This window comes from Urbifossiella limnaea, assembly GCF_007747215.1.
Lineage (GTDB): Bacteria > Planctomycetota > Planctomycetia > Gemmatales > Gemmataceae > Urbifossiella > Urbifossiella limnaea.
The window spans coordinates 6,734,298-6,748,683 of the sequence record NZ_CP036273.1; the positions used below are offsets into that span (position 1 = coordinate 6,734,298).

Below are 14,386 nucleotides of genomic sequence, written 5' to 3' on the forward strand. Positions count from 1 at the left end.
GCCCGGCCTCGTTCATCCATGCAGGAAGTCACTTTTTTCGTCGCCCCCACTGGCTCGTCCGGACGGGGGTCAGGGGGGTGGTATTCGCCCGACCCAGTCGCGAGCCGGAAATCCCGCGAAATCAGCGCAACACGAACCGGATTGTTGTTGACAGCACGCACGCGCCCGGGTGAAATCGCCCCACAAATAGCGCGATTCGCGCGAGCGTTCGGGCAGTTGCTACAACTGTTCAACCGACCGAGTCTCGCCGATCGCCGACGGTCGTCCTCCCGAGTCTCCCGCGGGAATCGCCCCCATGCCCGTCCCGGCCGCCTACTCCCGGTTCGCCCGCCTCCTCGCCCTCCGCGACTGGCTGGCCGAGGCGTTCGCCCGCCGCCCCACCACCCCCGGCGCGAAGCTCGCCGCCGAGGCGCTGGAGGACCGCGTCGTCCCCGCCGGCCGGCCCCTGGAACTGCCCGTCATCTACGCCGGGGCGGGCGAGAACATGCTCCCGACGGTCAAGGCGTACAACGCCGAGACGGGGGCGCTGAACTTCGAGCGGCAGGCCTACGAGCCCGGGTTCCGCGGCGGCGTCCGCGTCGCCGTCGCCGACTTCACCGGCGACGGCTACCCCGACGTGGTCGTCGCCCCCGGCGCCGGCGGTGGGCCGCGGGCCCGCGTCCTCGACGGGAAGAGCGGGACCCAGATCCCCGGCCCGCTCGGCAGCTTCTGGGCCTACGACCGCGCGTTCACCGGCGGGGTCCACGTGGCCGCCGCCGACGTGGACGGCGACCACACCCCGGACGTGGTCACGGCCGCCGGCCCGGGCGGCGGGCCGCACGTCCGGGTGTTCAGCGGCGCGACCGGGGCGGTCATTGCCGACTTCTTCGCCCTCGACCCCGACTTCCGCGGCGGCATCACCGTGGCCGCGGCCGACCTGACCGGCGACGGGCGGGCGGAGATCGCCGTCGGGGCCGGGGCCGGGGGCGGGCCGCGGGTCAAGGTGTACGACCCGACGACGTGGCAGCCGGTCGCCGGCCCGCTGGGCTCGTTCTTCGCGTTCGACTCGGCGTTCCGCGGGGGCGTGTTCGTCTCGGCCGACTCGCTGGCCGGTGACTACGACGCCGACGGCACGCCAGACCTGGCGGTCGGGTCGGGGTTGGGGATGGCCGGCACGGTGACGGTGCTGAGCGGCGCGACCGGCGACGTGCTCCGGACGTTCGAGCCGTTCGGGGCGGGGTTCACCGGCGGGGTCCGGGTAGCATTGGCATATGTTGACGATGATGAGTTCGCCGACGTGGTGGCCGGGACCGGGCCGGGGGTGGCGGCGACCGTCGGGGTGTTCTCCGGGGCGACCGGCACGCAGCTCGCCGGGGCGCCGGGGGAGTACACGCCGTTCGGGACGGGCACGACCGCCCGCGGCGGGGTCTACCTGGCCGCGAGCAACGACCCGACGGTCATCACCGTCGGGCTGAACCACTCCGACGGCTTCGAGGCGGCCGAGGCGGGCTCGCCCGGCACGTACTTCCGGCTCGACCCGAGCACGTCCCCGTCCTCCCCGGTCACCATCTACTACACGGTCGGCGGGACGGCCACCGGCGGGACCGACTACACCGGCCTGTCGAGCGGGTCGGCGACGATCTACCCCGGGTACGGGACCGTGTTCCTCACGTTCAACGTGGTGGACGACACCGACGACGAGCCGGACGAGACGATCGTCGTGACCATCACCTCGGTCACCGGCGGGGCGTCGATCGGGTCGCCCTCGACCATCACGTACACCCTGAAGGACGACGACGCCACCTCGCCCCCGCCGCCGCCGCCGCCCCCGCCCCCGCCGGCGTCGATCGGCGACGTGGTGTACTACGACACCGACCACGACGGCACCCAGGACCACTGCGAGCCGGGGGTCGCCGAGGTGCCCGTCACCCTGTCCGGGGGCGGGCTCGGGTCGCCGCTCAACACGACCACCGACGCCCTCGGCCGGTACACGTTCGACGGGCTAGCGGCCGGGACGTACACCGTCACCTTCACCGGCCCGTCCGGGGCCACGTTCACCACCCCGTCCCCCGGCTACGTGGCCGTCGCCGTCACCGCCGGGCAGCACGACACGACCGCCGACGCCGGCTTCTACGACTCCCGCGCGGCCGCGACCGTGGCGGTGACGATGTCCACCGCCGCGGCGGTCGTCAACCAGCGGGTGTTCTTCAAGGCGGCCGTGTCCGGCTCGTCCGGCTCCCCGACCGGGACGGTGACGTTCTCGGCCGAGGTGGGCGGCGAGGAAGTCGTTCTCGGGTCGGCCGATCTCGACGGCGGCGAGGCCACCGTCTCGACCGACCGCCTCCCGGCCGGCGAGTACACCCTCAAGGCGACCTACTCCGGGAACGGGACTTACGCCCCCGAGGGGGAGTGTTCCGACCTGGACGTGGTCGAAGACCCGTTCGGCCCGGACCAGGGGTGCGGGTGCGGGTGTGCGCCGGACCCGGTCGGCTCGCCGCCGGGCGAAGCCCCGCCGCCGGCGGCCACGACCTCGGTCGCCGGGGTCGGGTTCGCGGCGGGGGAGGCGCGGGTGACCGGCCCGGGGGTGGCGACCAACGGGTTCGGCGGTGGCTGGCTCGGGACCGCGGTGTCGTGGGCGAGCGGGGCCGGGTTCGGCGACGACTCGGTCGGGAGCGGGGCGGTCGGCGGGGTGACCCCCCGGCTGGTGTTCCGGAACGGCGACACGTCCGTCGCCCTCGTGTCGCCCGCGGAGTGTACCGTCCGCACGTTCGACGTCGACACCGACGGCGTCTACCACGAGCGCGGGGGCGGGTCGGCGACGCTCGTCCACAACGCCGGCGACGGCCGGTACTACGCCACCGACGGGGCGGGCGGGGCGTTCACCTTCTTCGACTTCACCGACCCCGACGACCGCGGCGGGCAGCTGGAGGCGATGACCGACGCCGCCGGGAACGAGGTGACGGTCACCGACTGGAGCGCGGCCGGGTTCCCGACGGAAGTCGAGCGGACCACGGGGTCCGGGGGGTCGCTCGTCGCCGAGCGCGTCGTCACCACCGTCGCCACGTCCGGCGCCGACGCTGGCCGGGTGACGGCGGTGACGCTGGAGCGGAAGTTCGGCGCCGGCTCCTACGCGGCGGTCCGGTCGGTCGAGTACGCCTACCACCAGACCGGCTCGGACGCCGGCCCGGCGGGCGCCCTGCGCACGATCACGGAGAAGGACGCCGCCGGGACGGCGACCGGGACGACGTACTACCGGTATGGCACGACCGGCGACGCGGCGGGGCTGATGACGTTCGCGTTCGGCCCGGCCGCGTTCGAGCGGCTGGTGGCGGCCGAGGGGTCGGCCGTGGACGACCTGACGGACGGGGAGGTCGAGGACTACGCGGACAAGGCGCTGACCTACGACACCGAGGGGCGGGTCGAGACCGTCACCGACGCCGCGGCCGGGTGCTCGGTCTGCTCGGGCGGGCAGGGCGAGTTCGGGTACGACTACGCGGAGAACCCGGTCGCGGGGCTGCGCGGGCCGAACGTGTGGGCGTACAAGACCGTCGAGACGCTGCCGGACGGGAACACCAACACGGTGTACACGGACGCCGCCGGGCGGGTCATGCTGAAGGTGTACACCGACACCACGACCGACCAGGAGTGGATGTGGTTTACCCGGTACGACGACCAGGGGCGGGCGGTGCTGACGGCCGGGCCGGACGGGGTGACGGGGTTCGACGAGGCCTACCCCGACCTGGTCGGGTACTCCGGCGGCGACGCCGAGTACCTGGCGGACGACGTGGGGCTGTTCGCCCTCACCGACTACGCCGACACTACGACGGCCACGTCGAGCGTGGCGGGTGACGCGGCCGGGCGGGTGCGAGGGACGGCGCTTCTCCGCGGCGAGCTCGGCGACCCGGTGCCGCAGGCGGGGTTCACCTACCTGTCGCGGACGGTGGGCGGCGAGGAGCTGTTCTTCCCCGCGGAATCGACGGTGTACCGGAACGACGACGGGACGGGCGGGCAGACGACCACGACGACGTACACGTGGCAGGGGTCCACGGCCCAGCCGGCGTCGGTGACGGTGACGAACCCGGTGGTGACGACCGGGCAAAACGGGTCGGGGTCGGCGACTGCCTCGACGACGGTGCACGACGGCTTCGGCCGGCCCGTGTGGATGAAGGACGCCGGCGGGTTCCTGACGTACACGGCCTACGACACGGCGACCGGCGCCGTAGTGAAGACCATCGCCGACGTGGACACCACGCAGACGACCACGTTCAGCGGGCTGCCGTCGGGCTGGTCCACCCCGTCCGGCGGCGGGCTCCACATGACGACCACCATTGAGGTGGACGACCGCGGCCGGGCGACGAAGGTGACGCACCCGGGGGGGCGGGTGGACTACACGGTGTATGACGACGACGACCACGAGACGCGGTACTACCCCGGCTGGAACAGCACCACCAACACCCCGACCGGGCGGACGGTGGTGAGCCGCGAGGATTTGGCGGGCGGGTACACCGAATACCTTACCATGTCCGCGGCCCCCGCCGTGTCGTCCGGCCGGCCGACCGGCGCCGAATCCGTCTCCGCGGTGCAGTCGCTGTCGCGCAGTTATGTCAACGACGCGGGCCAGGTGATCCACAGCGACGCCTACTACGACCTGGGCGGGCTCACCTACTCCGCGTCCGCGACGCTCGGCACCGAGGGCGTGAACTTCCTCCGCACCCGCTACGCCTACGACCAGCAGGGCCGGCCGAACAAGACGGTGAGCCCGGCCGGGACGATCACGCGGACGGTGTCTGACGGACAGGGGCGGGTGGTGAGCGAGTGGGTGGGGACGAACGACACGCCCGTGTCGGGGTACTGGAGCCCGACGAACGCGGCCGGGATGGTGAAGGTGCGCGAGTACCAGTACGACGGCGGCGGGGTCGGCGACGGCAACCTCACCCGCGTAACCGAGTACCCGGGGCTGGGCGCCGCGGCGCGGGTGAGCGAGACGTACTACGACTGGCGGAACCGGGCGGTGGCGACGAAGGCCGGCGTCGAGTCGTCCGAGTCCACAGCGGTCAACCGGCCGATCACCTACACCGACTACGACAACCTCGGCCACGCCGTCCGCACCCGGCTGTACGACGGCGACGCGGCCACCGTCACGAGTACCGACGGGGTGCCGACCGCGCCGTCGTCGTCGCTGCTACGCGCCCAGTCCGAGGCCAGCACCGACGAGCTGGGCCGGGTGTACCGCACCGACACGTTCAGCGTCGATCCGTCGAGCGGGAGCGTCGGGAGCTACACGCTGAACGCGCAGACGTGGTATGATGCGCGCGGGCTGGTGGTGAAATCGACATCCCCCGGCGGGCTGGTGTCGAAGGCCGCCTACGACGGGCTCGGCCGGGCGACCATCAGCTACCTGACCGACGGCGGCGGGGACAGTGCCTACGCGGACGCCGACGACGTGACGGGCGACACCGTGCTGACGCAATCGGAAACGACCTACGACACCGCCGGGAACACGACCCTGAGCGTGACCCGCGAGCGGTTCCACGACGCCACCGGGACGGGTGCGCTCGGGAGCCCGTCGTCGGGCGTCGGCGCCCGCGTGTCCTATGCGGCGACCTACTACGACGGCGCGAACCGGCCGGTGGCGGCGGTGAACGTCGGCACGAACGGCGGGTCGGCGTGGTCGCAGCCGGGGTCGGTGCCGAGCCGATCCGACACGGTGCTGGTGACGAGCGTCGAGTACGCGGCCGACGCGGTGCAGACGGTGCGGCTGACCGGTGCCCCGACCGGTGGCACGTTCACCCTCACCTTCGGCGGGTCCACCACGTCCGGGCTGGCGTACAACGCTTCGGCCGCGACCGTGCAGACGGCACTGGCCGGGCTGACCTCGGTCGGCAGCGGGAATGTGGTGGTGACGGCGGCGACCGGCGGCGGGTACTCGGTGCGCTTCGCCGGGTCGCTGGCCGGCCAGTACCAGGCGCGGCTGACGACGAGCGGGGCGTCGCTGACCGGCGGCACGTCGCCCGGCGTGGCGGTGGCGACGGTGTCGCTCGGCGGCGACGTGGGGCGGGCGGCGGCGACCACCGACCCGGCCGGGCGGGTGGCGCGGACGTATGCCGACGCCCTCGGCCGGACGCTCCAAACGGTCGAGAACTTCACCGACGGCGCGGTCACCGACACGTCGAACAAGACGACGCTGTACGGGTACGGCGCGGCGGGGATGACGAGCCTGACGGCGGCGCTGACCGGCGGCGGCGGACAGACGACGGCGTGGGTGTACGGGGTGACCACCGTCGGCGGCAGCGGCCTCGACTCCTACGACCTCGTCGGCGCGACCCGGTGGCCGGACGCCTCGACCGGCGCGGCCAGCTCGGCCGAGCAGGAGGCGGTGACGGTGAACGCGCTGGGGCAGACCGTAACCAGCACCGACCGCAACGGCACGACACACAAGCTGAGCTACGACGTGGTCGGCCGGCTGACGATCGACGCCGTGACGACACTGGGCGGCGGGTCCGGGTCGGGGAGCGGGAGTGGCTCGGGGAGCGGCAGCGGGTCCGGGTCGGGCTCGGGGAGTGGCAGCGGCAGCGGTAGCGGGTCGGGGGTGGACGGGGCGGTGCGGCGGATCGAGACGGGGTACGACGGGCAGGGAAACCCGTACCTCGTGACCAGCTACGACGCCCCGACCGGCGGGTCGGCGGTGAACCAGGTGCGGCGCGGGTACAACGGGCTCGGCCAGCTCACGACCGAGTGGCAGGCGCACTCCGGCACGGTGAACACGTCCACGACGCCGGCGGTGACGTACACGTACTCGGCGATGCCGAGCGGGGCCAACCACAGCCGGCTGACGGCGATGACGTACCCCTCGGGGTACAGCGTCGGGTACAGCTACGCCAGCGGGCTGGACGCCACGATCAGCCGGCTGTCGGCGCTGACGGACACGTCGGGGACGCTGGAGGCGTACACGTACCTGGGGCTGGGGACGGTCGTGGTGCGGTCGCACCCGCAGCCGGACCTCGACCTGACCTACGTGAAGCGGTCGGGCGAGTCGAATGGCGACGCGGGTGACCCGTACTCCGGCCTCGACCGGTTCGGCCGGGTGGTCGACCAGCGTTGGGTGGACGGCAGCTCGGGCACGGCCCTCGACCGCTTCCAGTACGGGTACGACCGGGCCGGGAACCGCCTGTACCGCGACAACCTCGTCAACACCGCGTTCGGCGAGCTGTACGCCTACGACGGGCTGAACCAGCTCACGTCCTTCGACCGCGGCACGCTGAACTCGGGGAAGACGGGGCTGACGGGGGCGGCGTCGCGGGGCCAGGACTGGGACTTCGACGCGGTGGGGAACTGGGACGGGATCGACGTGGACGGGTGACGCAGAGCCGCACGGCGAACGCGCAGAACGAGATCACGGGGATCGGCAGCCTGACGACGCCGACCTACGACGCGAACGGGAACATGACCGGCGACGAGACGGGCCGGCGGTTCGTGTACGACGCCTGGAACCGGCTGGTGCGGGTGAAGAACGCGGGCGGGACGACGCTCGTGTCGTACAGCTACGACGGGCGGAACCGTCGGGTGACCCGCAACGACGGCGCGACGACGGACCTGTACTACTCGGCGGCGTGGCAGGTGGTGGAGGAGGGCGTGGGCGGGGACGTGGCGGCGCGGCAGGTGTGGAGCCCGGTGTACGTGGACGCGCTGGTGCTCCGGGACCGGGATACGGACGCCGACGGGATGCCGGACGACGAGCGGCTGTGGGTGACGCAGGACGCCAACTGGAACGTGACGGCGGTGGTGGATGACAGTGGGGTCGTGGCCGAGCGGTTCGTCTACGACCCGTTTGGGGTGGCGACGATCTACAGCCCGAGCTACGGGGCGGTGCGGGCGACGAGCAACTACGCGTGGCGGTACGAGCACCAGGGGTTGTGGTATGACGCCACGAGCGGGTTGTACGATAGCCGACACCGGTGGTATAGTCCAACACTTGGGCGATTCGTATCTTTAGACCCAATCAAATATTCGTCAGGTGATATTAATTTATTTAGGTTTTCCGCCAATAGCCCAATTACTCATCTCGACCCCACCGGCTTGACCACCATTGATGATGTCGAGGCGCTGTGGGAAGAGTTTCTTGATTCCAGTAATCAACACGTCTACGACATGCTACTCGACGCAATTCTTCTGCTCGACGTGCCCATCCCGCCGCAACAGCTCCGGGGCGCTCTTGCCCGTATGAAAAACTCGTTGTTTGAGATTACGACCCAGCATCCGGATAATCAATATTATGGCTTCATCGCGGCCTTTAACTGGATCATTTATAAGAATGAAATGGAGATTCGCTGGTTGCTTTTTCCTGGTATGGCAGCATCACTAAGTGAGCTGAGCCGGATCTACGTTGGTTCTACCTGCAGCGATTGCGACGCAATTGCGAAAGCTACCAACAGCAAGATAAGAGAGCTTGGGCATGATAATCCTGCCGTACGTGAAGCAGCGCAAGCATCTATTAGAAGTGATATCGATCTCTTTCTCATGAGCGGTAATAGGACCGGCATGAACTGTCTCATCAGAACATTGCTGCAAGCCCTCGGGTCGGCTACCAGCCCTGAGGTGGCACGTAGGTTGCGTGCGTTAACAAGGGGCCCAAGCTTCTATACGCCGACTCCGACTCCGCTTCCACCCGGGGACCGAGGAGTTCCTATCTTTTAGCGATATTCGCCAATGCCTGGATTTGTTGACCAAAACGCCAATCGCGCTACGCGTCACGCAAAGGGAGCAGTCAGACATGTATGCAAAGTGCATCGTGCTGTTCACAATCGTCGTGGTGAGTACGTCTCAGCCAGTTCCTGCGACTGGCCAACCGCCGGCAAGGCCAATCAAGCTATGGTCAAGAAATCTATCAGTAGATGAAAATGTAAAAATGCAAGTCCAAAGCCTAATTTTTTCAAGGGAAGGCAATAGCGTCGGAGTGTACAGTACGTATTTTGCTAAGTTCGATACTATTTATCGTGATTTTGCTAAGTTGTCCTTATTGAATTCGACGGATGGCACCATGCGAGCTAACGAGAGTATTGGCATGGTCCGGATCGCTGCAGACGATAGACGGCAGGTGGCATTTTTAGCCAACGAGCGATTGTTGTTTGCCGTGGACGGGCGTATGGTCATCATGAATAGTAGTAATGGGAAAATTGAGACTAGTTCCAAGAATGATGCGAAGCTCTACCTGAGCACCTGGTCAATAACCAACGGAAGCGTATTGATGTTGTTGGCACAAAATGGAAAGGCCAAATTAAGCCTGAACAAAGAGATAAATGAAAATATGCATGCCAGGTCGCCTTTACGCGAGATCGGGTCGGCGAGCATCGCAATTAATACCGATCGGCTAGAAGAGGGCCTGTCTTACCTCGTATCAGTCAGTGCGAATGGCGCGTATCTAGCGGTGGGCGAGCTAAGCAATACGCCAGGCGGATCGCCACTGACACTATATAGAATTTCCACCGACAGCGGTGTTAAGGTGGACATCTTACACAGGACTAGCTCGACGGCCCCGTCTTGCGTTCGCCTTTCTCCAGCCGGCGACTTGCTTGCAATTGGTGCTAAAGATGGTGGCATAAAACTTCTTGGCACGAAGGTTGTTGATGGCAAATTGCTGGAATATGCCAGCTTCCGTCGTACGAATTGGACAATTGCAGACATTGCATTTTCGCCAAATGGCAAGTCCATGGCACTCTGCTCAACCGGGGACAAAGATGTGTGGTTGGTAGATATCGAGAAGAAGATTTCCACTGACAAGATTGCACTTACTGATATCCCAACTTCCTTAGCTTTTTCACCGAACGGCAAGACCTTGGCGATTGGTACGTTTCAGGGACGTGTTGAACTATGGGGTATCAACAACTAGAGCCGGTATCCATTGCGCGCGAGGTACGACCACAGCCAGACTAGTGGATTCACCATCACAACATCTCAGTCGAGCGAGGATCGCTCCCGCTCAGGCCGTAGCCTCGCCGCTTCAAGTTTACTTTGCCTGTCACACTGAGCGATTGAGAGGAGTATGGACCGCCTCTCACGCGCACGGCGGTCGATAGGCACTGCCGGGCATTCTTCTTTCGTTCGCACGGCAAGGAGGCGCAGTACGCGCCAGGTGGATCACGTTATTGACGGGTGGGATGTCTTCTCGGTTTGTTCCGTTCCCCCCGAGGACGCACCGATGTCCGACCCCGTTGCTCCATCTGGCACCACTTCGGACCCACTCCGCCGCCGTGACCCGGCCGCCACCCATCAACGGTGGATTGAGCACCTCGACCGGGTTTGCACAGACGAGCAAACCGTCGCCGCGATCTGCGCCGCCGCGGGCGTGTCCGTCCCGGCCTTCTACCAGTGACGGCGCCAGCTCGCCGCCACGGTCGCGGGTCGAAGACAACAGGTCGTGTTTCCCCGCGCGTCGTCCGACCGATCCGCTCCGCTAACACCCCGATTTCGGACCACCAACCCCGACTCCGGTATGATGTAGCACTCTCGGAGGTGGCACCCTTTGGCAGCCCGTGGCAGACATTCCGCCGACGACGCGCTCGTCGCCGAGCTGGCGGCGGGCAAGACTGTCCGCGACGCGGCGACTGCCGCCGGCGTCGCCGAGCGGACCGCGTTCCGCCGGCTGAGGGGTAGGATGTAGTATCCCACGGGGGGCACAAGCATGAACCAGATCACGACCAAAACCCCGGAACTGTTACCCAAGACGCTGCCGGGCGTGGTCTGCGCCCAGCGCGTGCGGTGCGGCAAGCTGGGCTGCCACTGCGCCCACGGGCCAGGCCATCTCGCCTTCTATCGCTTCTGGCGTGAAGGTGGCCGGCTACGAAAGTGCTACGTCCGACGCACCGAGTTGGCATCGGTTCGGGCCGCCTGTGAAGCCCGTCAACGGGAGCGCCGAGAGCTTGCCAAAGGTTGGCAGCAGTGGCGGGAACTGGTACCCGTCGTGCGGGAGGTTTCGACATGAGCGCGGTCGCAATCACACCGGCGGCACCGAACGAGGCGGGCGTGATCGCCGGGGAGTTGGTAAAGTCATTCGGCCAGATGGTCCAGCTCTACGAGAAGCACTTCTCTCTGACGCGGGAGGAAGCGATTCAACGTGCCGCCGCGCCCCCAGCGGACGAAGGCGAGCGCGCCCTGAACGGGCCGCCCGATCAGGTCAGTTGGTTCGACCTGCACGGCATCGCCCACACCGATCCCGACCGCGCGACCACCCGCTGGGAGGAGATCAAACGCGCCGCACTGGATGAACTCCGGACGGGCCACCGGGCGGCCGGAGCCGTTGAGACGGCCAACGACGGCGCCTGGCAGCGGGCGCAATTCCTGGCTTTGCGGGAGGACCTGTCGGCCGAGTGGCAGCCCCGCAACGGCGTCGAGCGACAGCTCATCGACACCATGGCGCAGGCGCAGCAGGGCTTCCTGCACTGGCTTCGGACGTTGACGATCCGCACGACCCTGGAGAGTGTCACCAACGACCGGCGCCACAAGGAGGAGGGCCGGTGGGGGCCGCCGCGGCAGAGCGACGCCGACGCCCTCGACCAGGCCGCCGCCATGATGGACCGGTACAACCGTATCTTTCTGCGGACGCTCCGCGCCCTGTGCGACATGCGGCGGCACAGCGGCCCCGTGATCGTCAAGAAAGGCGGCCAGATGAACGTGGCCCAGCAACAGGTGAACGTGGTTACAGAACCGTCAGCTCAGCGACACTGACCCCCCTTCCCGATCGCCTACCGACCTACCATTCGGGGCGCGCCCGCGCGTAGCATCGAGTTGGGTAGCCGCACGGCCCGCGAACCGTGTGGTGATTTGCAGTCGGGCGGTGCTTGTTGGGTGGTGTTCTCCCCGACGACACCGCCCGACTGCCCCGACACGAGAACACCTACCATGTCGGTCACGTCCTCCCGGTGGGAACCGGGGCGCAACCCCATTCACCGCCTGATTCAATGCCTCGACGTGTTGGCGATAGCCTTCAACCGGTTCCGTCAGCTCTCCTTCGCCTTGCCCAGGCACCGGGACGAAACGCCGCCCGAGCCCGGGACGGGTGCCGCGTACACCGCCGAGCGGAACCGCCTGTTGGCGGACTTCGAAGCCGTCCGGGACACCGTCCACCGGCCGGGGCAGTGGGGTGCCCCGGGTCACTTCGCACAACGGCTGAACGATGAAGCCGTCGCCGCGTTCGCCCGCGTCGGGCTGCGGGACGAGGGGACGCGACAAGCCGTCGGTGAGGCGGCCCAGTGGGTGAGTTACGTCCTCACGCCGTGGAGCATCGGCCCGACCGCTCGACCGTGGGACTACGGTTCCCACGAGTACGAGCGGCGGGGCGGATCACGAGAGAGCACGTTCGAGGCGGAAGGCGCGTTGTTGTTCCGCAGTACGTCGATCCGCGCCGCCTTGCTCGCCACGTTCGCGGTGGCCGGCGAAGTCGTCCCGATCGAAATCGACCAGCGCCGGCGCCTGATGCACGACTCCTGGCAACAGGCCGCTCCCATCACACAGGATGAGCTTCTCGCCATGGCACGGGAAACCCAACCCGGCGACCCCAGCAGGTCAACGAACACCCTCGCTGAGCGGGTCCGGACCCGCGAGGAGCAACTCGCCACCCACGAACGGGAGCGGGAGGAGCGCGCCCGGAAGCTCGAAGCGATGGCGATTCTCGACGTGACGACCGCGTGCCAGGTCGCCATGCCCCAGAACCGCCACGACCTCGAATCGCTCCGACGGGGGGAGCAACGGGCGTCCGCTCTCCCGCGGGTCGGCGAGATACCCCCGTACAGCGCGGCGGCAGAGCTGCCGCAGCACCACGTCGATGCGATCGTCGAGCGCGTCGCCGCGTACCGTGCGGCCCTCCGCGGCGCCTACGGCCCGGACGAAGAACCACCGACTCCCCACATCGGTGCCTTCGGCTCCGAGCGCGCGTTGGACGGCGGGCTGCTGCCGCCGTCCGACGAGGACCGGACGCGGTGGGACGACGCCGTGCGCTGGCTCTACCACGCCGAGTTGGCCGACGTTCGCACCGAAGCCGCGGGGTTGGCGACCACGCCCGCCGGCCGCGACGAACTCCGGGCACTCTGCGAGACGCTGTTCCACAGCGTCGTGTGGCGCGCCGCCCAAAACCTCCACCACCTCCTACCGCCCCTGCCGCCGGAACAGCCGACCGCGGCCGAGTTTGCCGAGCAGCAGCGTCTGTGGGCCGAGTTCGCGGAAGCGCTCGCCGCGCCGGCAGCAACTACCACCGCGGCCGACCCGCCACCGCCCGACGAGGTTTCTAAAGTAGGCGGGAATAGAGGCAACACGGGCGAGCGGAAGCCGTCGCCGGGTGACACGGGAGTTCTCGGCAGCCCGGGGCAGGGCGGAGAGGCAACGACACCGGCTGAGGCCACCGACGCTCTTGACGCGAAACTGAGCGGGCTGTCGAAGGGGAAACGCGCCGCGTACCTGCAATACCGGATCGCCGCCCGGGACATGATCGACCCCACCGACCGGGCCGCTTACGACGCGACGAACGAAACCCTACCCGAAGGCGAGTCACTCCCGCCGTTCGACACGTGGGTGCGATACCTTCGGCAAGCGAGGAACCACCTCAATCAACAGAAGAACAAGCCGCGACGCCCGCCGAGCCCGTCGGAGGTGCGTTCCGCCAGACCTGCCGACCGCCAGTAACTCGCGTCCGGTTTCCTCGAACCGGATTTCCGCCGGAATCCGGTCCGCTGCCGCTCTTTGCATTTCCCCTGTCATTTCTTGTCAACCGCGACCGGATGCCGTGCGTCCGGTTTTCTCCGGTTCGGGGCTATGTACGCGGGCTCGAACGGTGCGAGGCCGCTGCCCAACCGTACCCGGTGATGACCACGACACCCTTACCCGACCCGGTCGCGCTCCTCAGCGTGGATGATGTTGCGGCGCTGCTCGGCGTCTCGCCGCGGACCGTGTGGCGCCTGCGCGACGGCGGACACCTCCCGCCCCCCGTTCGCGTCGGGTCGCTCGTCCGCTGGCGCCGGGCGACGCTGCTGATGTGGCTCGACGAAGCGACGGAACCCCGCCGTGACGGCCGGAAGGGGGGTCGCACCAATGACTGACATCTCATCCGACCCGGCCCCGACGACTCGCAAGTCCAAGAGTAGGCGCCGGCCGGTTGCGCCGCGGATGCTGGGCCGCGACGAGGCGGCCGAGTTCTGCGGCGTCGGCGGCGTCTCGACGTGGGACCGGCACACCGCCGCCGGGCTGAACCCGGCGCCGGTCCGGCTCGGCGGCGCGGTGCTGTGGAGCCGCGCCGAGTTGGCGGAGTGGTGCCGCCGCGGGTGCCCGCCGCGGACGGAGTGGGCGCCGATCTGGCGCGAGTTGTTGGCCCGCCGCGCGAAGTGACACCCCACCCCCAAAACACAGTCGGGCCGGGTGCCGC

Annotated in this window: 8 protein-coding genes; all 8 read left to right on the forward strand. The window is 68.3% G+C overall.

The features are described from left to right. Nucleotides 1–295 precede the first annotated feature (295 nt). The 8 genes from ETAA1_RS27370 (at nt 296) to ETAA1_RS27405 (ending at nt 14,349) form a co-directional block, all read left to right on the forward strand. Entirely contained in the window at nt 296–7,339 is a 7,044-nt protein-coding gene (locus ETAA1_RS27370; RefSeq protein WP_145243811.1) for an SdrD B-like domain-containing protein, read from the forward strand. After that, nucleotides 7,336–8,673, forward strand: a complete 1,338-nt coding sequence (locus tag ETAA1_RS27375; protein WP_145243812.1) for an RHS repeat domain-containing protein — start codon at nt 7,336–7,338, stop codon at nt 8,671–8,673. Before ETAA1_RS27370 ends, ETAA1_RS27375 begins: the two co-directional genes overlap by 4 nt. Nucleotides 8,674–8,767: 94 nt before the next feature. After that, a complete protein-coding gene (locus tag ETAA1_RS27380) occupies nt 8,768–9,865 on the forward strand; it encodes a WD40 repeat domain-containing protein (protein WP_202920449.1) in 1,098 nt (365 codons plus the stop codon). A gap of 792 nt (nt 9,866–10,657) precedes the next feature. Beyond that, entirely contained in the window at nt 10,658–10,957 is a 300-nt protein-coding gene (locus tag ETAA1_RS27385) for a DUF6788 family protein (protein ID WP_145243814.1), read from the forward strand. After that, nucleotides 10,954–11,700: a hypothetical protein gene (locus ETAA1_RS27390; RefSeq protein ID WP_145243815.1), complete on the forward strand. Its 747-nt coding sequence runs from the start codon at nt 10,954–10,956 to the stop codon at nt 11,698–11,700. The genes ETAA1_RS27385 and ETAA1_RS27390 overlap by 4 nt, the downstream gene beginning before the upstream one ends. Nucleotides 11,701–12,063: 363 nt before the next feature. Beyond that, nucleotides 12,064–13,650 (forward strand): hypothetical protein, encoded by a 1,587-nt coding sequence (locus tag ETAA1_RS27395; protein ID WP_145243816.1) that lies wholly within the window; start codon nt 12,064–12,066, stop codon nt 13,648–13,650. Between the two features lie 179 nt (nt 13,651–13,829). Beyond that, nucleotides 13,830–14,063 (forward strand): helix-turn-helix transcriptional regulator, encoded by a 234-nt coding sequence (locus ETAA1_RS27400; RefSeq protein ID WP_145243817.1) that lies wholly within the window; start codon nt 13,830–13,832, stop codon nt 14,061–14,063. 67 nt (nt 14,064–14,130) lie between these two features. After that, nucleotides 14,131–14,349, forward strand: coding sequence for a helix-turn-helix transcriptional regulator (locus ETAA1_RS27405; RefSeq protein ID WP_145243818.1), 219 nt, complete (start codon nt 14,131–14,133; stop codon nt 14,347–14,349). The last annotated feature ends 37 nt before the right edge of the window (nt 14,350–14,386 follow it).

Bases quoted from the DNA above. Each gene is read 5' to 3' on its own strand.
- ETAA1_RS27370 (WP_145243811.1), top strand. From the start codon at position 296: ATGCCCGTCCCGGCCGCCTACTCCCGGTTCGCCCGCCTCCTCGCCCTC.
- ETAA1_RS27385 (WP_145243814.1), top strand. From the start codon at position 10,658: ATGAACCAGATCACGACCAAAACCCCGGAACTGTTACCCAAGACGCTG.
- ETAA1_RS27390 (WP_145243815.1), top strand. From the start codon at position 10,954: ATGAGCGCGGTCGCAATCACACCGGCGGCACCGAACGAGGCGGGCGTG.
- ETAA1_RS27400 (WP_145243817.1), top strand. From the start codon at position 13,830: ATGACCACGACACCCTTACCCGACCCGGTCGCGCTCCTCAGCGTGGAT.
- ETAA1_RS27405 (WP_145243818.1), top strand. From the start codon at position 14,131: ATGCTGGGCCGCGACGAGGCGGCCGAGTTCTGCGGCGTCGGCGGCGTC.